Origin of the sequence: Actinopolymorpha cephalotaxi (genome assembly GCF_013408535.1) — a bacterium.
Taxonomy (GTDB): Bacteria; Actinomycetota; Actinomycetes; order Propionibacteriales; family Actinopolymorphaceae; genus Actinopolymorpha; species Actinopolymorpha cephalotaxi.
Map to the genome: position 1 here is coordinate 98230 of NZ_JACBZA010000001.1, position 22418 is coordinate 120647.

Genomic DNA, 22418 nt, shown 5'->3' on the forward strand with positions numbered 1-22418 from the left:
GAGCTCAGTAGCCCTGGAGGTACAGGTCGGGATCGGCCCTGAAGTCCGCGAGGTCGATCTCGTCGTGTGGCAACACGTCGCCCTGGATGACCTTCTCGGCGGCGGGCTGGGCGTCTGCCCACGTGATCACCTCGCGCAGGTCGTCGTGGGAGAACTCCGCGAGCCCGGCGTAGATGTCGAACCAGGCCGCACGCCACTCCGGTCGTTGCCCGTCCAGCCAGATGCGCAGGATGCCGCAGCCCGGGTCGGGCGCGCGGTTCACCGCCGGCGGTAGTTTCGCGGGCACATTCACCAGACTCCCGCGCCTGGGCTCCACCACCGTCTCGGCAGGTTGGCGAGCCGCCCACTCCTCCACGCCACGGCGATGCGTCACCGGACACTCCACGGAGCCGGGAACGCCGTCGTTGGAGTACCAGACCGCATGCCAGGTTCGCTTCTTCAGCTCATCAGGCAGGGCGCGGCGTTCCAGTGCCGACAGCCTGTGTATCCAAGGCGGTTCCCGCGACATGATGTACACGTGACCGGTTCCCGGCTCAGGCCGGGGCTCCGGCTTCCAGTTGGGGATCTCGTGCAGTGACGCCTCGTCGGGCATGTCCATGACTGCTGGATGCTCACGCAGGTGTTCGCGGTGCATCTTCTCTTCGGCCGTACGCCGTGACAGCGCACTCCAGTTCGTCATGCGTGGCCTCCCATCGCTGCTTTCGTGTGCAGTCAATAGATAGTTGACAGGCTTGGCCTGGGCTGCGGTGCGGTGTCGACATTCCCGCCAGGCATGAGCGGCTGGTCCTCAGGGCACGGGTCGCCGTAGGGCCGCGCCCTACTACCTACAAAGACGGCCGCCAAGAGGGTAGAGGTCACGCCACGTTTACGTCCCCCGCTGCTCTCGATCCTCCGGGTCGCGGGTGACATAGGCCTCCACGTCCATGTCCTCCCACGGAACCCACTCGTTGCTGTCGGGTTCGAGGATCAGCCGCACCCCCGCCGGGAGGTCTGCTGCCCACCTAAGCACGGCGTCCTTGTTGGCGGCCTCGTAGGCCTTCATCCCTCCAGTCGACCCAGCGTGCCACTCGCCTCGCCACATGTCCGGGCGGGCGCCGGTGCGGCGGATGAGGGTCACCGCGCGGCCTTCCTGCTGGGCGATGGTCCGCATCCACGTGTTCGTCTGGATGTTGCGTTTCGCTGTAGCCCACCACAGGTCGTGCAGCGTGGAATTCACGTCCAGCAACGCGTAGGCGATTGCCTCGTCGGCACGCCCAGCGGCCAGGGCATCCCGAGCCTTAGCTTCGTCATCACCCATGACGCCTCCAATCACGCACTGTGCATGTCCGAATGCAGTCTGCCCCCGCACTGGTGGATGCGGGGGCAGAACGCGCACAGTCAGAGGATCAGCAGGTCAGGGTGACCACGCCGCTCACCACGCGCTTCGACTCCGGCAGGTGGCCGAACTTCCATGCCCGCAGCGTGCCGACCGTGCGGACGGTCCGCCGCACTGGGTCGTCGGCCGAGCAGGGGAAGTTGGCGTCGACCAGGACGGCCCGGGCGATCTTCTTGCTTTGGCCGTGCGCGCCGGGCAGCGTCTTCCACTCCGCGTTCCCGACGTGGTGCTCGATGTAGGCGTCGGTGATCTGCCCGGCAGGCAGCGGATAGTCGCACCCCGACCTCACGTATCCGGTGATCCGGGTGCCGCGCACCGTGAACTCCGGCGGGTCCGCTTCGAGATCGCAGTCATAGCTGAACTGCGGGTGCGCGGCCACTGGCGTCTCGACTGCGACCGGGACACCGTCATCGGTGTCGAGGGTTTGGGCGTTCGCGGCCGGGGTGGAGAATCCGAGTGCCACTACGGCGATCGCTAGGGTGGCTGGTAGCCATCTCTTCATGCTGTTTTCCCTTGCTGGATTCGGTGTGTGAGTGGTGGTCAGGAGGGGTCCCCGGCGGCCACCGGGGACCCCTCCGCTATCGGCTTGCCTGGCCTGAGGTCAGGCGTCGTGCCCGATGCCGGACTGCTGTCCGGTCACCTGGTCACGCTTGATGCCGGTGGAGCCGAACAGCGACTCGTCGACGCTGCTCGATCCATTGCCGGGGTTGGTGCTTGCCTGCATGGCGTTTCCTTTCTTGTCGGGTGTGCCTTCTTCATCAAGGTGGCCGCCGCCGAACGCACCTCATCGAGAGGTACGGCGCCTCCGCGGCGACCACGCTTCGTCGGCCCCGCCCTGGATGGATCCGAAGGGGCGAGGCCTGCAACCCGTCGCCGGCGGGCACGGATGCCCAACCGGCGTACGGGAATCCGGGGGTGTCTCAGAGAGCGACGCGATGCTCGGTGATCCACACGGTCGCGAACCGCAGGACGGCGAGGTAGTCGCCGGCCTCGGCGTCGAACGCGCAGCCGGGAACCCAGGTCCACCGGCCGTCGCGTAGCCACAGGCACATGAAAAGTCGCTCATCGGCGGGTTCGGTCACGCGCACGCCCCACGCGGACCGCTGGTCGTCCCGGACGACCTCGGCCGCGATGCCGTCGCGGGCAAAGAGGTCGGCGAGTTCGTGTGCCCGCTGCCTGGCGGTGGTGATGGCCACGGGCGGTGCATTCCCGTCGACGAGCGTTTCGCCTCGCCCGCTCCGCGTTTCGAACATGCGGCGACTCCCCGTCGTGTGCGCTCGCGTCACGTCGCGCCTGCCGTCACCGCGCCTCAGGAAGGACCAGGAATGGACCTGAACCGGCGGGTGTCAGCGCGGCGTCATGATGACGATTTGCCGAATGATGCACACCTTGGCAGGCTTCGGCCAGGTCTGCAAGTACGCTGCGCACGTTGACCGGCACTGTCCGTCACGCCTGGAGGGAGCTATGGTCATGCCTCAGGGGCGAATCATTCGGGTGCAAGGGGTGCCAGTGATCAGCAGTCCGTACGTCTGCCGACTGCGTCTTTCCGAGGAGTTGGTCGCTCATCGGCAACGGGCGAAGATGACCCACGCGCAACTCGCGAAGGCGACCGGGCTGTCCCAGGCGAAGTTGTCCAAGTTGGAGAACGGCCATCTGCGCCCGCAGATCGACGAGATTCTCGACATCGCCGAAGCCCTGAACATCCAGGGAGACGCCTGGACGCTGTTCGTCGACACCGCGCGTGGTGCCGCCGAGCGCGGCTGGTGGGAGGCGCACACCAGCCGGATGGGCCACCGGCAGGCGCGCTACGCCGACCTGGAGCAGGGGGCTTCGCAGATCCGCGACTACGCCATGGCGCTGGTTCCCGGCCTGCTCCAGACCGAGGCGTACGCCCGGAGCATCGCCGAGGTCGACGACCTGACGTTCGTCGAACCGACCATCACCAAGCAGGGCGTCGTACGCGGGCGCGCGGACCGGCAGCGGATGCTGCGGCGGCGCCGGCCGACCTACCAGGTGATCGTCGACGAGCTGATCTTCCGCCGCCCCGCTGTTCCGAAGGACGTGCTCGCCGAGCAGCTCCGCCACCTTGCCGAGCAACCCATGCACGCCGACATCCGGGTGCTACCCGTGGACGCGCAGATCAAGGGTCCCGCCGTACCCAAGGGCGCGTTCGGGCTCTACACGTATCCGGAGCCGTTCTCCAAGACCCTGGTGACCGTCGACAACGTCGCGTTCGACACGGTCCTCACCGGTGAGGACGAGGTACGCCTGCACACGACTCTGTGGAAACGCCTGCTGGAGGCGGCGCTGCCCGCGCAGGAAAGCCTGGCACTGCTCGGGAAAGCCGCCGGCGAGCTGGCCCGCAGGCAACCCCGCCGGGCCGCATCGTCCGACATCGCTCAGGTCGTGACGCCCGCGGAGTCGGTGCCTTCGGCGCTTTAGGGCGTACGAAAGTACGAAACCGAGAAGCCCTCCCCACGTGACGGGGAAGGGCTTCCGGCTTACCTGCTGGGGGATCGGAGAGGTCAGGCCGCACTACTTGCCGGCGTAGTACGCCTCGACCGCCTCGATGTCCACCGTCTCGTCCGGCTTCCGGCCGAGCTTCTCGTACAGCTTCCGGCGGGCGTGCATGTCGGCGATCAGGACCGCACGGGCGTGCAGCGCGACCTCGCCCGCGATCTCGGTGGGCACGACGATCACGCCGTCGTCGTCGGTGCCCACGATGTCGCCGGGGCGCACCTGCACCCCGCCGCAGCCGATGGTGACCTGGGCCTCCACCGCCTCGATCCGGCCCGGGATGATCGTCCGGCCGCGGGCCGCGGCGCAGATCGGCGTCCGCTGCAGCTCGATCTCGGCGGTGTCCCGGCAGTATCCGTCGGTGACGATGCCAACGGCGCCGTTCGCGTGGGCGGACATGGCGTTCGCCGAACCCCAGAAGCCCACCTCCCGCGCGCCGCCGCCGTCGGTGACGATCACGTGGCCCGGCGGGAGGTCGCCGAGGCCGGCGGGACGGCCGACCTCCTCGAACCAGATGCCGTGCGCGGCCACGATGTCCTCGGTCGTGTCGAGCTTCCACATCGGACGGTTGGCGGGTACGCAGCGCAGGGTCGCCGCCTCGCCCCAGAACTTCATCCCGCCCCAGAGCGGGCGGACGTCGCGGGAGACCAGGCCGATGTCGAAGTAGCCCATGCCGTCCATGGCGTCGGCGACGTCGGTCACCCGGAGGTACTTGTAGAGGCCGGCGACTTCGGAGGGGCTGGTCGCCGCGGACGCGGCGGTCTTGCCCGTGGTCATGGCGTTCCTTTCCGGTACGTGAACGCGGATCCGGTCCATGGATCGCATGGAGTGCATGGAACGCATGGAACGCATGGACTGCATGGACGCGGAAGCTCGCACGTGGGGGACGGGAGATCGCCGATGGGCCCTCGACTCGTTCCGATTATTGTCTACAACCGTCTGTCGCCAAGGCGTACGTCCGGGATGGGTCAGCGGGAGGCGCGAGCCGTCAGAGCTCGCCGAGGGGGCCGACGTCGATGCCGCCGCGGTCGCACACCCAGTGCGGCTCGGGTCCGAGCTCCGGCTCGATCCGCAGCTCGTGCGGCTCCACGTCGTCGCAGGCCTTGCACCGGGGCCAGCGCCCCACCGAGTCCATCAGCGCGTCCTGGACGTCCTGGGCCACCTGACCGGCGACGTACTCCGCACCCTCGGGCCACTGCGCGACCCACCATCGGCGTTGGGCCACCGCGTCCTCGAGGATCGACACGCCTCGCGGGTCGGCGTGACCGGAGGCCTGCAGGTCGTGAAAAACCAGGGCTCGGGCGTTGATGAGCGGGTCGTCGTCCGTCACGGACACGATCCTGGCAGGCTTCGTCCCATGACGCGTCCCTTGCTCGAGGTCATCGCCCTCGGAGTCGCCGACGCCGTCGCCGCGGAGGACGGCGGCGCGGACCGGGTGGAGCTGGTCACCGACATGGATGCCGACGGCCTGTCGCCGGAGCCGTCGGTGGTGGAGGAGATCCGGCGCCGTACGAACATCCCGCTGCGGGTGATGCTCCGCCTGTCCGACACGTTCAGCGCCACCGGTGCCGAGGTGACCCGGCTGCGCGGACTTGCCTCGTCGTACGTCGCGGCCGGCGCGGACGGCTTCGTGCTCGGCTTCCTCACCGGCACGCTGGAGATCGACCAGGAGACCACCGGCGCGCTGGTCGAGGAGTTCCCCGACCGGCCGTGGACGTTCCACCGGGCGGTCGACCACGCGCTCGAACCCGACCGGGCCTGGCACGACCTCCGGCAGCTTGCGGGCCTCACCCACGTGCTGACCGCGGGTTCGCCGCGCGGCATGGAGGCCGGCCTGGACGACCTGACCCGGCGGGCCAAGTCCGACCCGTTCGCCACCGACCGGATCATGGCCGGCGGGGGCCTGCGGGCCGAGCACGTGCCGTGGCTGGCGCAGTCCGGGATCCGGGCGTTCCACGTCGGTACGGCGGTCCGCCCGGACCGGTCCTGGAAGGCGTACGCCGACGCCTCGTACGTCCGCGCCTGGCGCACCCTGGTCGACGACGAGGTGGCCCGCGCCCTCGACCTGCTCTCCACCGGGACCGTGAAGGAGAGCGGGACCGGGACGGAGCTGTGACGCTGCTCCTCGACCCGCCGACCTGGCCCGCGCGCGGCACCGTCTGGTCGCACCTGGTGAGCGACCGGTCCTTCGACGAGCTGCACGACTTCGCCCGCCGGTGCGGGCTGCCCGAGAGCGGCTTCCACCGCGACCACTACGACGTGCCCGAGTCGAGGTACGCCGAGGTGCTCGCCGCGGGCGCGCGGCCGGTGACGAGCCGGGAACTCGTGGCCCGGATCACCGCCGCCGGCCTGCGCCGCCGCAAGCCCCGGGAGTAGCTTCCCGTCGTCAGTCCGGTCGGCACCAGTGACAGGCGCAGGGCGCCGGCACCTGCTCAGGGCGCGGGAGTGAGCGCGGCCCGGGACGCCTCGACGGTGCCGCTGGTCGCCGTGGTCAGGCCGTAGCGGGCGGAGACCTTCTGCTCGTACGCCGGAATCCCGCCGAGGTCCTCCTGGTGCGCGGAGGCGACGGTGGCCGCGAGATAAGGCCACGGCGAGCGGCCGCGCGGTGAGCCCAGCACCCACCACAACGTGACGTACTTCTGCTCGCGGGTGACCCCGAGCAGGTGGCTCGCCTGGCTGATCGGGGCGTGGTACTTCAGGTACGCCACACCGGGCTCGGCCACCCACGCCGGCGCGCCGGTCGACCGGGAGCTCGGCCGGACGGGATAGCTGCCGTAGATCGTGGCCCGGTCCCCGCGCAGCACGGTGACCTGGCTGGAGGCGACCATCGCGTCGTACGCGGCGCGCACCGGGACCTGGACCAGCCGTACCTCCGTCGTCTCCGCACCCGCCTCCAGCCGGTCGCCCGGGCGGAGGGAGTCGAGCTGACCGGCGCCGACGAGTTCGTATCCCCGAACCGTCGTGTCGCGAAGCAGCTGGGCGCGCCCGTCGAGCAGTCCGGCCAGCCGGCCGGCGCCTCCGGTGCTTCCGGCACCTCCGGCGTCCGGGGTGAAGCTGCCCAGCCGCCCGCTGACCTGGTACATCGTGCCGAGCACGTGCACGGGGACCGAGCCACGGTTCTTCACCGTGACCGAGAGCGGGACGAACACCGACCGCCGGTCCGGCGCGAGCCGCGGCGTCCCGAACTCCGCGCCGGCCGACACGCTCACCGGCAGCGCGAACGGCAGGTAGATCTGGGAGTACGCGAAGTTGACGAGCGCGAGCCCGGCGGTCACCCCCACCCCCAGCGCGAACCCGTGCGCAGAGGGGAGCTGGCCCCAGATGTGCTGGCGGTGCAGGACGCCGAGCGCCCACGCCGACCAGCCCAGCAGCGCCAGCCACAGCCAGAAGTTGGTGGCCAGCATCCACAGCCCGGGTGTGGGCCGGTAGTCCCCGCCGGCCACGCCGACCGCGATCAGCATCACCGCGGTCAGCGCCACCGTGAGGACGCCGGCCAGCATCGCCGCGCCGGAGTTGGCGACCCGGTTGCGGCCCCGGTAGTCGGTCACCGCGACCGCCGCCAGACCGACGAGGAGGGCGGCGAGCACCGCCAGCCCGCCGGTCAGCCGACCCGTGAACGTCAGCGCTCCCGGGATGTCGGCCAGACCGATCCGGGCGAGGACGGCGAACGCGGTGAGCAGGCCGGCCAGCAGGACCAGCGTGGTGAGGGTCTCGGTGGTGAGGGTGAGGCGTCGCCGGCGCTCGCGGGCGGACATGCCTCGGGTTGTACCCGCGAGGACGCGGGCCGATGCCGGGAGGCTCAGTCCTCCGGCCGGTTCTCCTCCGGCTCCCGCACCAGGTCCTCCGGCCGGGTGAGCAGGATGAGCTCGGCGGCGAGGTTGTGACGGGCGCGCTTCTCCCAGTGCGCCCGGCCGTAGTCGGTGCCGAAGAGACGATCGCGGGCGGCGAGGTCGGACAGGATCGCCGTACGACCCTCCCGGAACGCCTCGTCGGGCACGTGGGCGTACTCCGCGCGGACGTCGGCGACGTAGACCGCGTAGCGCTCCGGCGCGGTGGACAGCACGGCCAGGTCGGCGTCGCAGAGCACAGCGCCGTCGGGGTCGCCGGCGTCCGGGGCGTGGCCGGCGGTGAGCAGGACCAGCCGGGACACCTCCGCGGCGGTCGGGTCGTCCACACCGCACCGGGCCAGCGCCCCGGCGGCGAGCTGCGCGGACGCCTCCTCGTTGTCACCGCGGTGCGGATCGTAGATCGCGTCGTGGAACCACGCGGCGAGCCGGACCGTGTCGATCTCGCGGGTGAACTCGGCCAGGTGGTCGATCCGGTCCAGTACGTCGGTCAGGTGCCGTACGTCGTGATAGCGCCGGGTGGGCTCGGAATAGCGCGTGAGCAGGTCCCGGCCCACCGCCGTCACCGCCTCGGTGGCGGCAGGACCATCCGCGGCGCGGGTCACCGTCTCCGTCCAGCGCCACAGCAGGTCCGCCTCGTCGGCCACGGTGGGGCTCATCCGGCCGTCCTCATGCCGCCATCCTCACCCGGCCGCGCGGGTACCGCCACCTGGCGGGGGAGGGGTTCGGCGTGGACGACCCGAAGGGAGGTCACCGCGCGGGTCAGGCAGACGTAGAGCCGGCGCAGACCGGTCACCTCGTCGTGCTCCCCGGCGACGATCCGGGCCGGCTCGGCGAGGACCACGTGGTCGAACTCAAGGCCCTTCGCCAGGGACGCGGGTACGACGTCCAGCCGGGCGTCGACGTCGCCTTCCTCACCCAGCTGGGCGTACGGCACGTCGTCCCGGTCCAGCGCGGCGCGCAGCGCGCCGACCTGCGCGTCGGCCACGATCAGCCCCACCGACCCCGGCCGGTCGAGGGCGGCGCGCACACCGTCCACGGTGGCCGCGACAGCGGCGGCCTGATCGGCGGCGGCCACCACTTCCAGGTCGCCCCGGGACCGGCGGACCGACGTGGGTGCGGTGAGCGTCGGCGCGATGTAGGGCAGCAGCCGCGCGGCGAAGTCGATCACGTCGGCGGGTACGCGGAACCCCTTGGTGAGCTCCTCGACGTGGCCGTCCGGCTTGCCCAGGTGCGCGAGCGCCTCGTCCCAGGCCCGGGTCGCCCACGGCGTGGTGGCCTGGGCCAGGTCGCCCAGCACGGTCGCCGAACCCGTCGAGCAGCGCCGGCCCACGGCCCGCAGCTGCATCGGCGACAGGTCCTGCGCCTCGTCCAGGACGACGTGCCCCAGGCTCGGGGTGCGTTCGAGCAGGTCGGCCACCTCGTCGACGAGCACCGCGTCGGCCAGTGACCAGCGGGCCGATCCGGCCGAACGCGGCGGCCTGGCCCAGACCAGCAGCGCCTGTTCCCGCTCGTCCAGCAGGCCGTCGGCGTGCTCGGCGAGGAACGCGGGTTCGGACAGCAGCCGGAAGACCAGCCGCGCCGGGTCGACCGCTGGCCACACCTGGTCGGCGTACGCCCGCACCTGCCGGCTGCGGGCGACGGAGTTCTGCACCCGGTCGTCGGGTGAGTCGCCGTCGGCCTCCATCCGCAGCAGGACGGCGTGCGCGAGGCGCTGCGGCAGGATCGCCCGCCCGGCGCCGTAGCGGACGCCGCGGTCGCGGATACCGCCGAGGATCTCGCTCACCTCGTACGACGGAACCCGGAACCGCCGCGCACCCCTCGGCACCAGCAGGCCCTCGGCCGGAGCGCGCAGGTGGCTCCAGACGGCGCGGCGCAGCACCTCCGCCAGCCGGGCGTCGCCCTTCAGCGTGGCCACGTCGGCGGGCTCCTCGGCCCGGATCCGGACCCGGCCGACGAGTTCGGGCACCGTGGCCTGCCGGGCGTCGATCTCGCCGAGGGCGGGCAGCACGTCCCCGATGTAGCGGAGGAAGGAGTCGTTCGGGCCGACCACGAGGACGCCCTGGCGGCGGAGCTGGTCGCGGTGGGCGTAGAGCAGGAACGCCGCGCGGTGCAGGCCGACGGCCGTCTTGCCGGTGCCCGGTGCTCCCTGGACGGCCACCGTGCCGGCCAGATCGGCTCGGACGATGTCGTCCTGCTCGGGCTGGATGGTGGCCACGATGTCGCGCATCGGCCCGACGCGGGGCCGCTCGATCTCGGTCTCCAGGATCGAGCTCGCGGCGTCGGCCTCGGACCGGTCGGTGAGGTGTTCGTCCTCGTACGCCGTCAGGTCGGCGCGGTGGAAGCCGAACCGCCGCCGCAACCGCACGCCCATCGGCGCGGTCCTGGTCGCGCGGTAGAAGGGGCGGGACACCCCGGCGCGCCAGTCGACCACCATCGGGTCGCCCTCGGCGTCGGTGACGTGCCGGCGCCCGATGTAGAAGCGCTCGCCGCGGTGAGCGGAGTGGGTGGCGGTGCGGCCGCCCGGCAGGTCCTCGGTGGGACCGGCGCCGGGTGCGTAGTCGAGCCGGCCGAAGAACAGCGGCGTGCCCGGGTCGTCGGCGAGGGAGCGGGCACGGTGGTAGAGCGTGGCCTTGAGGTACTCGGTGGAGACGGCGTTGCCGCCCTCGGCGTCCAGCGACTCGGTGCGTTCGCGCATCCGGCGCAGCGCGTCGCGGGAGGCGGCGAGGTGGGCCTGTTCGGCCGTCAGCGGATCGGCCGGTGGATCGGTCGGTGGATCGGCGGTGAGCGGATCGGGGGAGCCGACCGGATCGGCCGGGCTGGTATCGGGTGGCTCGAGAGTTTCGTGCGTGGGCATGGTGCGTCCTCCCGGAAAACGGCCAGGAACGTTAACACGCGGACGTCGCCCGATCGACCGGTTTTGAACTGTCGGTCGGCCGGTTGGCGACGCGGTGACCAGGGCGTTGACCGACCCCGGACGATCCGGGAACTACATGCGTGTGGTTACCACATGTGCACTCTGCCCGTCTTGTCGAATGTGATGCTGTGCGCGGTGAGTGCGCTTCCGGACGCTCTTCGTGTCCGGCGCCGGTCCTGCACCAGTTGTCACCATCAGCTGTTTTCGCCGGGGGGACTCCTACGGGAAAGGCGGATCGTGATCAGACCTGACCACACATACCTGTCCGGTGTACGGCGGTTCCTTCCGGTGACCGGCGGTCGGAGGGCCGCCCGCAATCGGGTCGGTCTCGCTCTTGCCGTCGCCGGCATGGTCGCGGGGACGAGTGCCGTGACCACCTCCGCCACCGTGGCGAACGCCGCGGTCGGCGCGACCACCACCCCTGCACCCGACGATGTTCAGCCCGCCCGGGCCGGCGCCGGCCGGGTCGCCGCCCTGACGAAGGGTTCGACCCGGACGGTCGAGTACCGCGGGCTCCGGCTCACGGTGCCCTCCGGCTGGGCCGTGCACGACCTCGACCGCGCCCCGCGGACGTGCGTGCGCTTCGACCGGCCGGCGCTCTACCTGGGCAGGCCGGGCGCCGACCAGCGCTGTCCCGCCCGCGCGGTGGGCCGCACCGAGGTGGTGCTGGTGCAACCGGCCGCGTCGGCGAAGGCCCTCGCCGCGTCGGGAGGCGGCGCCGAGGTGCGCGAACTGGTTCCGGGCCGGGCGACGTCGGTCACGGCCGGCAGCACCGCGGACCAGGAGGCGCACTTCGACCTGACCGGCACCGGGCTGGTCGCCACCACGGCGTACGCCGACCGGCCGGGGCTGGTCGAGGCGATTCTCGCCGACGCCACCTACGCCGGTCCGAAGCGCTCGGGCGGCGGACCGGCACTGTCGGGGGGTACGAGCGCGGCGCCCAGCCTGAGCGACCCGCCCTCGCTGCCGGCCGGCTCGACCACGACCCGCTTCCGCGGCCTGGGTTTCGACACCTGTGCGGCCCCGTCCGCGACGACGATGCGGGCCTGGCTGGCCTCGCCGTTCCGCAGCGTCGGCATCTACATCGGCGGCGTCAACCGAGCCTGCCCGGACGGCAACCTGAGCGCCAGTTGGGTACGCACGGTCGCCAGGATGGGTTGGAAGTTCACGCCGATCTACGTCGGCAGGCAGGCGCCGTGCGCGCTGCAGGGTGATCTCGGCCCGATCCGGGCCACCAACCCCGGTGGGCAGGGCGTGGCCGCGGCGGAGGACGCGATCGCCGACGCGAGGCGGTTCGGGCTGGTGCCGGGCAGCACGATCTACAACGACATGGAGGGGTACGACACCGGAAGCGCCTCCTGCCGCCGGATCGTGCTGGCGTTCCTCAACGGCTGGACCAAGCGGTTGCACGACGGCGGTTACCTGTCCGGCGTCTACTCCAGTGCCTCGTCGGGGATCCGGGACCTGTCCAGGGTCTACGTCTCCAGCACCTTCGCCCGGCCGGACGTCATCTGGACGGCGCGGTGGGACGGCAAGCCGAGCGTGTGGGGCGAGCCGTACGTCGCGAACTCGAAGTGGTCGATGCACCAGCGGATCAAGCAGTACCGCGGCCCGCACACCGAGAGCTGGGGCGGACGGCGGATCGAGATCGACAGCGACCGGGTCGACTCGTTGCAGGCGTCGGCGAAGTTCTCCTACGAGGTCGTCTCCAGCGGTGACCTGGTGACGCGCAAGGGGCCGGGTGCGTCCTACCCCGCCGTCGGCCGCCGGGAGTCCGGCAGCAACGTCAACGTGCTCTGCCAGGCAGCGGGCGGCCAGGTCGGCGCGACCAACGTGTGGGACCGCCTCGCCGACGGCACCTACGTCAGTGACCTGTACGTGGGTACGCCGAACAACCGCGGCTACTCCGCCCCGATCCCCAAGTGCCGCTACTCCTACATGGTGTGGACCGACTCGCTGCGGGTGCGGTCCGGCCCGGGAACGAACTACCCGCAGGTCGGCCAGATCCTCTACGGCGGCATGGCGAACGTCCTGTGCCAGCGCACCGGCACGAAGGTCGGCAAGAGCAGGGTGTGGGACAAGCTGGACAACGGCGGCTACATCGCGGACTGGTACACCACCGCGACCGGCCGTCCGGGGTACACCGCGACGATTCCACGTTGCCCGTGATGGGTTGCCCGTGGTAGCGGGTGCGGAAACGAGCAAGGGCCGTCCGGCGAGCTGCCGGGCGGCCCTTGTTTCGTTGGGGTTCGGTCAGCTGGGCAGGTCGCCGGAGAGCACGTCGTCGGCGTCGACGATGCGGTAGGCGTACCCCTGCTCGGCAAGGAAGCGTTGACGGTGCGCGGCGAAGTCCTGGTCGACGGTGTCCCGGGAGACCACGGCGTAGAAACGCGCGGCCCGCTTGTCGTGCTTGGGACGCAGCAACCGGCCCAGCCGCTGGGCCTCCTCCTGGCGGGACCCGAAGGTGCCCGAGACCTGGATGGCCACCGCCGCCTCGGGCAGGTCGATGGAGAAGTTCGCGACCTTGGACACCACCAGCAGGTCGATCTCCCCGCTGCGGAACGCCTCGAACAGCCGCTGGCGTTCGCGGACGGTCGTCTCGCCCTTGATGATCGGGGCGTCCAGCCTGGCGGCGAGCTCGTCGAGCTGGTCGATGTACTGGCCGATCACCAGGGTGGGTTCGCCGCGGTGCTGCTCGGCCAGCCGGCAGACCACCCGGGCCTTGGTGTCGGTCGTACACGCGAGGCGGTAGCGCTCGTCGACCTCGGCGGTGGCGTAGGTGATGCGTTCGGCGTCGGTGAGGGTGACCCGGACCTCCACGCAGTCGGCCGGCGCGATCCACCCCTGTGCCTCGATGTCCTTCCAGGGTGCGTCGTAGCGCTTCGGCCCGATCAGGGAGAACACGTCGCCCTCCCGGCCGTCCTCGCGTACGAGCGTCGCTGTCAACCCCAGCCTGCGCCGGGCCTGCAGGTCGGCGGTCATCCGGAAGATCGGCGCCGGCAGCAGGTGCACCTCGTCGTAGAGCACCAGGCCCCAGTCGCGCGCGCCGAACAGCTCCAGGTGGGTGTAGGCGCCCTTACGCCGCGACGTCATCACCTGGTAGGTCGCGATGGTGACCGGCCGGATCTCCTTGCGGGCACCGCTGTACTCCCCGATCTCGTCCTCGGTCAGGGACGTGCGGCGGATCAGCTCGTCCTTCCACTGCCGGGCGGACACGGTGTTGGTGACCAGGATCAGCGTGGTCGCCTTCGCGTGTGCCATCGCGGCCGCGCCGACCAGCGTCTTCCCGGCACCACAGGGGAGTACGACGACGCCGGAACCCCCGTGCCAGAAGGCTTCCGCGGCCTGCTGCTGGTAGGGCCGCAGCGACCAGTCCTCCTCGAGCAGGTCGATCTGGTGGGCCTCGCCGTCGACGTAGCCCGCGGTGTCCTCGGCCGGCCAGCCGAGCTTGAGCAAGGCCTGCTTGACATGGCCGCGTTCGGAGGGGTGCACCGCCACCGTGTCCGGGTCGAGACGCGCGCCGAGCATCGGCTTGAGCTTCGCGCTGCGCATCACCTCCTCCAGCACCGGGCGGTCGGTGGTCACCAGGACCAGCCCGTGCGAGGGGTGGTTCTCCAGCCGCAGCCGGCCGTAGCGGGCCATGGTGTCGGCGATGTCCACCAGCAGCGCGTGGGGTACGGCGTACCGGCTGAACCTCAGCAGCGTGTCGACCACCTGCTCGGCGTCGTGCCCGGCGGCGCGGGCGTTCCACAGCCCGAGCGGGGTGAGCCGATACGTGTGCACGTGTTCGGGTGCGCGTTCGAGCTCGGCGAACGGCGCGATCGCCTTGCGCGCCTCGTCCGCCGCCGGATGCCCCACCTCCAGCAGCAGGGTCTTGTCGGACTGGACGATCAACGGTCCGTCGTTCACGAGGTCTCCGGGTGGGGCGTCGGGGGTTTCACTCCAGTGTCCAACCCCGGGCAAGCCCGGCGTGTTCCGCGGGTCACCGGGGCCGGGGTGGGGAGGGTCACGGGGGTGGGGAGGGTCATCGGGTGGGGAGGATCACGGGGCCGCGGCCGCCCTTCGGCGGGCCCGGAACGCCGCGACGTTGGCCCGCGAGGAGCACCGGTCGGAGCAGTAGCGGCGGGAACGGTTGGGGGAGGTGTCCACGAACACCTGGTCACAGCGGCCCGCCTGGCACTCGCCCAGCCGGTCCGGGCCGAGGTCGCAGACCACGATCGCGAGCCCCATCAGCCCTTCCGCGGCGAGGGTTTCGGCCACCGAGGACCGGCGTTCGGCGACGTGCAGGTGGAGTCCCTCTCCGCCGTGCCCGGAGATGAACGGCGACACCGGGTGACGGGCGAGGAGCTCGTTGAGCCGTTCGACCACCTGGGCGGCGGCGGTGGCGGGGGTGTCAACGGTGTCGGCGGTGGCGGTGTCCGGGTGGGTCTCCGTCTCCTTGTCCGTTTCGGAGTCCGTTGCGGAGTCCGTTGCGGAGTCCGTGGCCCGGGTGAACACCGGTCGCAGGTCGCGTCGCAGCCGGCGCAACGTGCGGACGTCGGCCGCGCCGACGCGTTCGGCCAGCCAGGGCCGGTCGGCGAGCAGTGACCGCAGGTCGTCCTCGTCCTCCAGCGGCGCGTTGACCATGGTCGCCGCGCGTTCGGCGTAACGGAGAAAGTCCACTTGTGCACCTTACTCCACGCCTCTAAGGTGTAATCCTCACAAGCCGACTATGGCTGTTACTGTTGCTCAGGATGCCAGGAGAGACCATGGGACCGACCGCCCGGACGACCGCCGAGACGACCACCGAGCAGCCCGCGCGGTGGAGCAGTCGGCAGACCAGTTGGGACCGGCAGCAGGAGGCGTACCTGCCCGACCGCGAGCAGCGGTTCGCCGCGCTGCTGGACGTCGTGGAGGCGACCCGCGGTGAGCAGCCGCGGGTGCTCGACCTGGCCTGCGGCACCGCCTCGATCACCGGCCGGCTGCTGGCCCGGCTCCCGGGCGCCACCAGCGTCGCGGTCGACCTCGACCCCGCCCTGCTCCGGATCGCCGCGGGCACCCACGCCGGCGACGAGCGGGTGCGGATCGTGCGCGCCGACCTGGGTACGCCGGACTGGGTGCGGGCGGTAACCGACGCCGCTCCGGAGGTCGCCCACGGCGGTTTCGACGCGGTGCTCACCGCCACCGCGTTGCACTGGCTGACCCCGGAACGCCAGCGTGCGCTGTACGCCGAGGTGGCCGGGCTGCTCGCGCCGGGCGGGGTGTTCTGCAACGCCGACCACATGCCCGACCCGGGCCTACCGGCTTTGACCGGCCGGCTCGGGCAGTGGCGGGACGCCCGCCGGGAGAGCCTGTACGCCGAGGGGACAGCGCTGTCCTGGTCGCAGTGGTGGGACGCCGCGCGCTCGGCGCCCGAGCTCGCCGACGCCGTGGCCGAACGCGACGCGATCTTCGCCGCCTCGCACGGCAGCTCCGAGTCGATGCCGCCGTACACCACGCATCTGGACTACCTGCGGGCCGCGGGCTTCGCCGAGGTGGGGCTGGTCTGGCGCGGGCTGACCGACGCCGCGTTCGCCGCCGTCCGCTGACCGATGACCGGGCCGTCCGTTGGCCGATGACCGGCGGACGGGGAGACCGGAGGCGCCCGGGACGGGTAGCGTGCGGTGCATGCTGGCCCGTGATCTGGTCGAGGACTATCCGTCGGTCCACGTCGACGACGACGCCCTGGACGCCGCCCGGCTGATGGGCGAGCACCGCCTGCCCGGCCTGGTGGTGACCGGCGACGGCGGCCGCCCGATCGCCGTGCTCCCCGCCTCGCAGGTGGTGCGGTTCGTCATCCCGGGGTACGTCCAGGAGGATCCCTCGCTGGCCCGGGTGCTGGACGAGCGGGCGGCCGACCGGATCGTCAACGAACTCGCCGGCCGCAAAGTCGGAGATCTCCTGCCGCCGCGGACCAAGGACCTTCCGGTGCTGCACGGCGACGACACGGTGCTGGAGCTGGCCGCGGTGATGGCCCGGCTGCGCTGCCCGCTGGTCGCCATCGTCGACGACGACAGCGTGCTGGGCGTGGTCACCGCGTCCAGGCTGCTGTCGCTGTCCCTGCACAGCGGATGAGCCTGCACGCCTGATGAGTCTGCACACCAGATGAGCCTGTGGATCGCGGTCGCCGCGTTCGTCGTCGCCTACACCCTGATCGCCACCGAACGCGTTCCCCGGCTGGCCGCCGCCCTCGGCGGAGCCGGTGTCGTACTGGCGCTGGGGATCGTCGGCGCGCACGACGTCTTCTACTCGGCCGAGAGCGGCATCGACTGGAACGTCGTGTTCCTGCTTCTCGGCATGATGATCATCGTCGGGGTGCTCCGCCAGACCGGCATCTTCGAGTTCCTCGCCATCTGGGCGGCCAAACGGGCGCGGGGCCGGCCCTACCGCGTCCTGGTGCTGCTGTGCCTGCTCACCGCGGTGGCCTCGGCGCTGCTGGACAACGTGACGACCGTGCTGCTGATCGCGCCGGTCACGTTGCTGGTGTGCCAGCGGATCGGCGTACGCCCCGAACCCTTCCTGGTCGCGGAGGTGCTCGCCTCCAACATCGGCGGCACCTCGACGCTGGTCGGTGATCCGCCGAACATCATCATCGCCAGCCGCGCCGGCCTGTCGTTCAACGACTTCCTCGTCAACCTGGCGCCGTTCATCGTGGTCCTGCTGGTGGTCTTCCTCGGGCTGTGCAGGTGGCTGTTCCGGCGCGCGTTCGAAGCCGACCCCGAACGCGTGGCCGAGGTGATGTCACTGTCCGAACGCGAGGCGATCAGCGACGTCCCCCTGTTGCGCCGCTCGCTCGTGGTGCTCGCGGGCGTCCTGCTCGGCTTCGTCCTGCACCCCGTCCTGCACGTCGAACCCTCCATCGTCGCGCTGCTCGGCGCCGGGGTGCTGGTCCTGCTCAGCGGACTGTCGTCCGGCGCCTACCTGGAGGAGGTCGAGTGGGAGACGCTGGTCTTCTTCATGGGCCTGTTCGTGATGGTCGGGGCCCTGGTGAAGGTCGGCGTGATCGACACCATCGCGCACTGGCTGGCGGAGGCGACCGGCGGGAAGGCCGCGCTGGCGATCGGCGTCGTGCTGGTCGGGTCGGCGCTGCTGTCGGCGATCGTGGACAACATCCCGTTCGTGGCCACGATGGCGCCGGTGGTCGCCGAGCTCACCGGACCGCACGGCCCGCTCGCCGGGCAGACCGGCCTGTGGTGGGCGCTCGCGCTGGGCGCGGACCTGGGCGGCAACGCCACCGCCGTCGGCGCCAGCGCCAACGTCGTCGCTCTCGGGATCGCCAAACGCAACGGCTTCCCGATCAGTTTCTGGGAGTTCACGAAGTACGGCGCGCTGGTCGCCGCGATCTCGGTCGCGCTGGCGCTGCCGTACCTCCTGCTCCGCTACGCCTGACCCGGACGTGCCAGGCTTGGCGCTGATGAACGCGACCCCTACCCCCGACTCCCGGCCCGCCGCCGTGCCCGACCCGGCGGCCGGCCTCGAGTCCGCCCCGGCACCCGAGCGGTGCCGTGCGGTGATCTGCGACCTGGACGGCACCGTCTACCTGTCCGGCCGACCGGTGCCGGGCGCGGTGGAGGCGCTGGCCCGCCTGCGGGCCGACGGCGTGCGGGTGCTGTTCGTCTCCAACAACCCGCTGCGCGACCCCGTGTCGTACGCCGAACGGCTCACCGGGCTGGGCATCACCGCCACCGCCGACGACATCCTCACCTCCGGTGTGGTGATGGGCCGCTGGCTCGCCGAGGAGACCCCCGGCGCGAAGGTCTACCTGCTCGGCGAGGACAGCCTGCGCCGCGAGCTCACCGCCGCCGGCGCGGTGCTGGTGGACAGCGGCGACCAGGCCGAGGTGGTGGTGGCGTCCTTCGACCGGACGTTCCGGTACGAGACGTGGCTGGAGGCGTTCAACGCGCTGCGGGCCGGGGCGCGGTTCGTGGCCACCAACCCCGACCCGACCTGCCCGGTGGAGGGCGGCGAGGTGCCCGACTGCGGCGGCATCATCGCGGCTCTGGAAGCGACCACCGGACGCCGGGTGGAGGCGGTGGCCGGCAAGCCGTCGCCGCTGATGCTGGCCGCCGCCCTCGAACGCCTCGGCTGCGCGCCGGAGGAGGTCGTGGTGGTCGGCGACCGGCCGGGCACCGACATCGAGCTCGGCCACCGGGGTGGCGTGGCGACCGCTCTGGTGCTCACCGGCATCACCGACCGGGCGGCCGCGGCGGCACTGCGGCCGGCGCCGACGTTCGTCCTGGACAGCATCGCCGAGCTTCCGGACGCGCTGGCCGGCCCCAGAGGCTGAGAGCCGGCTCACAACTCCGAGGGCAGCGGCCAGGCGTTGGCCTTGCAGGCGCCGACGCTCTTGGTCTGCTGCATCATCACCGGCGCCGGCTTGCCGGGCCCCGGGCAGCGGGCGTGGCTCTCGCCGAGCGCGTGCCCGACCTCGTGGTTGACGACGTACCGGCGGTACTTCAGGACGTCTCCACCGAACGCTGGTACGGCGCCCGCCCACCGGCGCGCGTTGATCGCCACGTGGTCGCCCATCCGGCAGGAGAGTTCGCCGCCGGTGCCCAGCGGCGCGCAGAGCTTGTCCGTGGTGTCCGGTGACGCGATCACGATGCGCAGGTCGAACTTCTCACCGGAGACGCGTTCGAACCTCGCCCGGCCCGCCGCGGCCCAGCTGCGCCGGTCGGCGAGGGTCGCGTCGACGACGCGGGCGACGTCGGCCGGGCGCCAGGGCAGGGAGTCCTCCACCTCGACCCGGTAGCGCACGACCCGGCCGGTTCCGAACTGCCCGGCGTGTCCCGGCGCCGCAACCAGCACCCCCGACCCCTTCTCGGCGACGGTCACCGGACTCGGGGCGGACTCGGGGGCCGGCCGCGCGGTCGCCGGGGTGGTACGCCCGTCGCTGCGGGAGACCCGGTCCGGTGCACCGCGCAGGGCCGACCGGACTCCCTCCGACGCCGCGTTGCCGTCGGTGTCTCCGGAACCGTTCGAGTCGTCCGCGTTGCCGGCGCCGCTGGTCCGGTCCGCCGCGTCGAGCATCCGCGCGGAGGCGTCCCGGTCGAACGGGTTCGTCGGCGCCAGGCCGCGCAGGCCGGCGATCAGGGCGACCGCGACCACCGCGGCCGAGGCGAGCACGGTGAGTGACCGCCGGAGCCGTCGGCGTCGCCGGAGTCGCCACTCCTTACGACTGACCATCTACGTCCGGCTCCCCTCCGTGCGAACCCGGGGGAACCCTAGTCGACCACTGTTCGGCATCGGCGGACTAGTCGACCGGAGCCGCGCCGGTGATGCGGTGCAACGCGAACGTGCGCGCCTCACCGGCGGCATGGTCGTACGCCGTCAGCCAGCCACCGTCGATGCGTACCGGATCGACGATGCGATCCAGGGCACCCCCCTGCTGGTCCACATACCCCATCCACACCGACCAGCCACCTGCCAGCGCGGCCCGGAGAACGTCGACGGCCTCACCCGAAGGCGTTCGGCGCAACTGTCCGACAGCCGCGCCCGCCGGCCGGGACGCGCGCGCCCGGTCACCGGCCCGGACGGCCCGGACCGCGGCCGCCAGCACCTCTGGTTCGGGCGTACGGCTGCCCGCCGTGACCGGCGTGCGCTGCGGGGTTTCCGCCGTACGCCCGACCCGGGTCTCGCTGAGCATCAGCGCACCGTCGGCGGTTTCGGGAACCGGGGAGAAGCCGAGCGCGCGGAGCTCGTCGACCAGGGCGCGTACGGGCTGGCGGGCCACCACCACGGTCGGTGCGATCCGGCGGAGCCCGAGGGCGGCCGTACGACGGTCGGCGAGTACGGCGTCCAGCAGGGCCGGGTCGTCGCAGCGCAGGTAGGCGGTCGCGGACCCCGCCCGCAGGTGGCCGTGCCGGCGGGCGACGTCGTCGACGAGGTACGACAGCGGCTGGGGCACCGGCGTCGCGGAATGGTGGGCGAGCAGCTCGTGCAGCTCGGCGGCGGTGCGGCCGGCGTCCAGCGCGCGGCGTACGGAACTCTCGGTGAAGCGGTAGACGGTGGCGCCGCCGTGGGACTCCGCGTCCGCCATCGCGGCCAGCGACCTGGCGAGCTCTGGGCGCAGTGGTCCGGGCGCGACGGCGGTGAGGTCGGCCTGCAGGAGTACGTGGTCGACGGGTTCGGGCAGGTGCGGGCCGAGCGCGGCGGCGGCCGCCTCCTCACCGGTTGCCGCACCCGACGTCAGCGCGCGCCCGTGGCCGGCCAGCGCGCCGAGCCCGGTGACGCCCCACGCCGACGCCTCCTCCAGTGTCCAGGCGACGAGCTGTTCCACGAACGCGGTCATCCGCCGGGGCCGCCGCCAGCGCACCCACGCGGTGACCGTCTCCGTGCCCGGCGCCGTACCCGCGTCGGCCTCGGCCAGGGCGGCGAGCACCAGCCGGCGGATGCCGGGGGCGACGGAGCGTTCCAGTTCCGCCGACAGCGCCTGCCGCGGCCGGTCGCGTTCGTCCCGGCTGCCGACCAGTGCGGCCACGCGGGGGGAGTCCAGCCAGGCGGTGGCGAGGCGTGCCCAGCGGTGTTCGGTGTCCAGGGCGAGCCAGCTGTCGTACGCCGGTGTCGGCAGCCAGGAGTCGTCCTCGCCGACGGCCACCAGGCCGGCCGCGAACGCCGTCTCCAGCAACAGCGCCGCGCTCGGCTCGGGTACGCCGAGAACGCCGGCGGTGCGCCGCAGGTCGCGGACGCCGAGGCCACCCGCGCGCAGCACCGGCGGCGGGTCCGCACCCCACGCGTCCAGCAGCTGCTCGACCTGGCGTACGACCTCCAGCGTGGTGCCGGCCGCGGTGCGGTCGACCAGCGCGGGGTCGCGAGTGGTGCCCTCCAGCGTGGGCGGGGTCAGCTGCTCGGCCGGGTAGAGCCGGCCACCGCGCAGGTGCAGGCCGACCTCGCGCGGCAGCACCACCGACCGTGCGTCCGCCGCGGTGAGCAGGCCGCGGGCACGCAACCGTTCGACGGGAGTACGCGCGGTCTCCACCGTGACCGGCCGGTCGGCGGCGGTCACGATCCCGACGGGCGGCCCGGCGGCGAGTCGTTCCGCCACCGCCCGGGCCTCCGGCCCCGCCTCGGCCAGCAGTGCGGCGATCCGCTCGTCGCCCGCGAGGTCGTCGAGGTCGGCGGGCGGGCCGAGACCCGCGGGGTACGGGCCGAGCAGGTCCGCCAGCGCGACGGGTACTTCCAGGGCGTCCCTCGGACCCCACACCAGGCCGAGGCCGCGCAGCTGCGCCAACGTCTCCTTGACACGGGCGTCCGGCAGGCCGGCCAGCGTGCGGACCGCGGCCTCGGGAGCCGGCCGGGGGAGTACGACGAACGCCTCGAGCACCGCGAGGGCCCGCCGGTCGAGCTGGTCGAGCGTGCGGGCCAGCGAGCTGCGGGTGGTGGAACGGGACGCGAGCTGGGCGAGGTCGGACGGCAGCGGCGTCATCAGGTCGGGGCGGTTGCGGAGCAGTTCCGCGAGCGCGTCGTCGTCGAACCCGCGCAACGTCTCGGGTAGCGTCGCGGGGCGCGAGGTGGATCTGGGCATCACCTCAACCGTAGAGCGCGGCGCAAGCGAGTCGCGTTCGGTGTGGCGTACGGCACCTTCGTCCATCCTTCCGGCCCGGCGACCCCTACCCAGGTCGTAGCAAGGTCCCGACTATCGGGCGACGTCCCGGGTGGGTTCGGACCGGCAGGATCGAGGCGTGGATGATCGGCACCCCCGCGCACGGACCCTGGGCCACCCTGAGCACCCCTCCAGGGTCACGCG

At 72.2% G+C, this 22418-nt stretch carries 22 protein-coding genes; 8 read left to right on the plus strand and 14 right to left on the minus strand.

What is annotated here, in order from left to right; translation table 11 throughout:
- Positions 1–4: 4 nt before the first annotated feature.
- From FHR37_RS00415 to FHR37_RS00430, 5 genes are all read right to left on the minus strand, one after another.
- Entirely contained in the window at positions 5–679 is a 675-nt protein-coding gene (locus FHR37_RS00415) for a hypothetical protein (protein WP_237769101.1), read from the minus strand.
- A 186-nt stretch (positions 680–865) separates the two neighbouring features.
- Positions 866–1297, minus strand: a complete 432-nt coding sequence (locus tag FHR37_RS00420) for a hypothetical protein (protein ID WP_092889370.1) — start codon at positions 1295–1297, stop codon at positions 866–868.
- Between the two features lie 88 nt (positions 1298–1385).
- Positions 1386–1838 (minus strand): hypothetical protein, encoded by a 453-nt coding sequence (locus tag FHR37_RS00425; RefSeq protein ID WP_092889373.1) that lies wholly within the window; start codon positions 1836–1838, stop codon positions 1386–1388.
- Between the two features lie 138 nt (positions 1839–1976).
- Positions 1977–2099, minus strand: coding sequence for a hypothetical protein (locus FHR37_RS32240; RefSeq protein ID WP_269086109.1), 123 nt, complete (start codon positions 2097–2099; stop codon positions 1977–1979).
- A gap of 196 nt (positions 2100–2295) precedes the next feature.
- A complete protein-coding gene (locus FHR37_RS00430) occupies positions 2296–2628 on the minus strand; it encodes a hypothetical protein (RefSeq protein WP_139239206.1) in 333 nt (110 codons plus the stop codon).
- 256 nt (positions 2629–2884) lie between these two features.
- Between FHR37_RS00430 and FHR37_RS00435 the strand changes: the two genes are divergently transcribed.
- Positions 2885–3817 (plus strand): helix-turn-helix domain-containing protein, encoded by a 933-nt coding sequence (locus FHR37_RS00435; protein ID WP_175542813.1) that lies wholly within the window; start codon positions 2885–2887, stop codon positions 3815–3817.
- Between the two features lie 93 nt (positions 3818–3910).
- Here FHR37_RS00435 and FHR37_RS00440 read toward each other — a convergent pair whose 3' ends face one another.
- Together FHR37_RS00440 and FHR37_RS00445 are read right to left on the minus strand one after the other, a co-directional pair.
- Entirely contained in the window at positions 3911–4669 is a 759-nt protein-coding gene (locus tag FHR37_RS00440) for an RraA family protein (RefSeq protein WP_092889381.1), read from the minus strand.
- 211 nt (positions 4670–4880) lie between these two features.
- Positions 4881–5222 carry a hypothetical protein gene (locus FHR37_RS00445; protein ID WP_092889526.1) on the minus strand — a complete coding sequence of 114 codons (342 nt, stop codon included), beginning with the start codon at positions 5220–5222 and terminating at the stop codon, positions 4881–4883.
- Between the two features lie 27 nt (positions 5223–5249).
- Here FHR37_RS00445 and FHR37_RS00450 point away from each other — a divergent pair, with 27 nt between their 5' ends.
- Positions 5250–6008 (plus strand): copper homeostasis protein CutC, encoded by a 759-nt coding sequence (locus FHR37_RS00450; RefSeq protein ID WP_092889385.1) that lies wholly within the window; start codon positions 5250–5252, stop codon positions 6006–6008.
- A complete protein-coding gene (locus FHR37_RS00455; RefSeq protein WP_092889388.1) occupies positions 6005–6268 on the plus strand; it encodes a DUF4031 domain-containing protein in 264 nt (87 codons plus the stop codon). Before FHR37_RS00450 ends, FHR37_RS00455 begins: the two co-directional genes overlap by 4 nt.
- 56 nt (positions 6269–6324) lie before the next feature.
- Here the strand turns inward: FHR37_RS00455 and FHR37_RS00460 are convergent, their stop codons facing one another.
- The 3 genes from FHR37_RS00460 to FHR37_RS00470 are packed head-to-tail and all read right to left on the minus strand — an operon-like array spanning position 6325 to position 10594.
- Positions 6325–7647: a hypothetical protein gene (locus FHR37_RS00460; protein WP_092889391.1), complete on the minus strand. Its 1323-nt coding sequence runs from the start codon at positions 7645–7647 to the stop codon at positions 6325–6327.
- A gap of 44 nt (positions 7648–7691) precedes the next feature.
- Entirely contained in the window at positions 7692–8396 is a 705-nt protein-coding gene (locus FHR37_RS00465; protein WP_092889394.1) for an HD domain-containing protein, read from the minus strand.
- Positions 8393–10594, minus strand: a complete 2202-nt coding sequence (locus FHR37_RS00470) for a HelD family protein (RefSeq protein WP_139239207.1) — start codon at positions 10592–10594, stop codon at positions 8393–8395. Before FHR37_RS00470 ends, FHR37_RS00465 begins: the two co-directional genes overlap by 4 nt.
- Before the next feature lie 429 nt (positions 10595–11023).
- On the opposite strand from FHR37_RS00470, the gene FHR37_RS32825 reads away from it, so the two are divergent.
- On the plus strand, positions 11024–12823 hold the full coding sequence (locus FHR37_RS32825; RefSeq protein WP_092889397.1) for a glycoside hydrolase domain-containing protein: 1800 nt from the start codon (positions 11024–11026) through the stop codon (positions 12821–12823).
- An 84-nt stretch (positions 12824–12907) separates the two neighbouring features.
- Here FHR37_RS32825 and FHR37_RS00480 read toward each other — a convergent pair whose 3' ends face one another.
- Both FHR37_RS00480 and FHR37_RS00485 read right to left on the minus strand, forming a co-directional pair.
- Positions 12908–14563, minus strand: coding sequence for a DNA repair helicase XPB (locus FHR37_RS00480; protein WP_092889400.1), 1656 nt, complete (start codon positions 14561–14563; stop codon positions 12908–12910).
- A 132-nt stretch (positions 14564–14695) separates the two neighbouring features.
- Positions 14696–15316 carry a CGNR zinc finger domain-containing protein gene (locus FHR37_RS00485; protein ID WP_202818386.1) on the minus strand — a complete coding sequence of 207 codons (621 nt, stop codon included), beginning with the start codon at positions 15314–15316 and terminating at the stop codon, positions 14696–14698.
- 86 nt (positions 15317–15402) lie between these two features.
- Between FHR37_RS00485 and FHR37_RS00490 the strand changes: the two genes are divergently transcribed.
- The 4 genes from FHR37_RS00490 to FHR37_RS00505 all read left to right on the plus strand — a co-directional run bounded on the left by FHR37_RS00490 (position 15403) and on the right by FHR37_RS00505 (position 18959).
- Complete coding sequence (locus FHR37_RS00490; protein ID WP_092889403.1) at positions 15403–16221, plus strand: class I SAM-dependent methyltransferase; 819 nt, start codon at positions 15403–15405, stop codon at positions 16219–16221.
- Between the two features lie 79 nt (positions 16222–16300).
- A complete protein-coding gene (locus tag FHR37_RS00495; RefSeq protein ID WP_092889406.1) occupies positions 16301–16747 on the plus strand; it encodes a CBS domain-containing protein in 447 nt (148 codons plus the stop codon).
- Positions 16748–16777: 30 nt separating this feature from the next.
- The gene (locus tag FHR37_RS00500) at positions 16778–18061 is read left to right on the plus strand and encodes an ArsB/NhaD family transporter (RefSeq protein ID WP_092889409.1); all 1284 of its coding nucleotides are present in this window, start codon (positions 16778–16780) and stop codon (positions 18059–18061) included.
- A gap of 25 nt (positions 18062–18086) precedes the next feature.
- A complete protein-coding gene (locus FHR37_RS00505; protein ID WP_092889411.1) occupies positions 18087–18959 on the plus strand; it encodes an HAD-IIA family hydrolase in 873 nt (290 codons plus the stop codon).
- 8 nt (positions 18960–18967) lie between these two features.
- Here FHR37_RS00505 and FHR37_RS00510 read toward each other — a convergent pair whose 3' ends face one another.
- Both FHR37_RS00510 and FHR37_RS00515 read right to left on the minus strand, forming a co-directional pair.
- Positions 18968–19858, minus strand: a complete 891-nt coding sequence (locus FHR37_RS00510; RefSeq protein WP_092889414.1) for a DUF3152 domain-containing protein — start codon at positions 19856–19858, stop codon at positions 18968–18970.
- A gap of 67 nt (positions 19859–19925) precedes the next feature.
- Entirely contained in the window at positions 19926–22196 is a 2271-nt protein-coding gene (locus FHR37_RS00515; protein WP_092889535.1) for a helicase-associated domain-containing protein, read from the minus strand.
- Positions 22197–22418 lie beyond the last annotated feature (222 nt).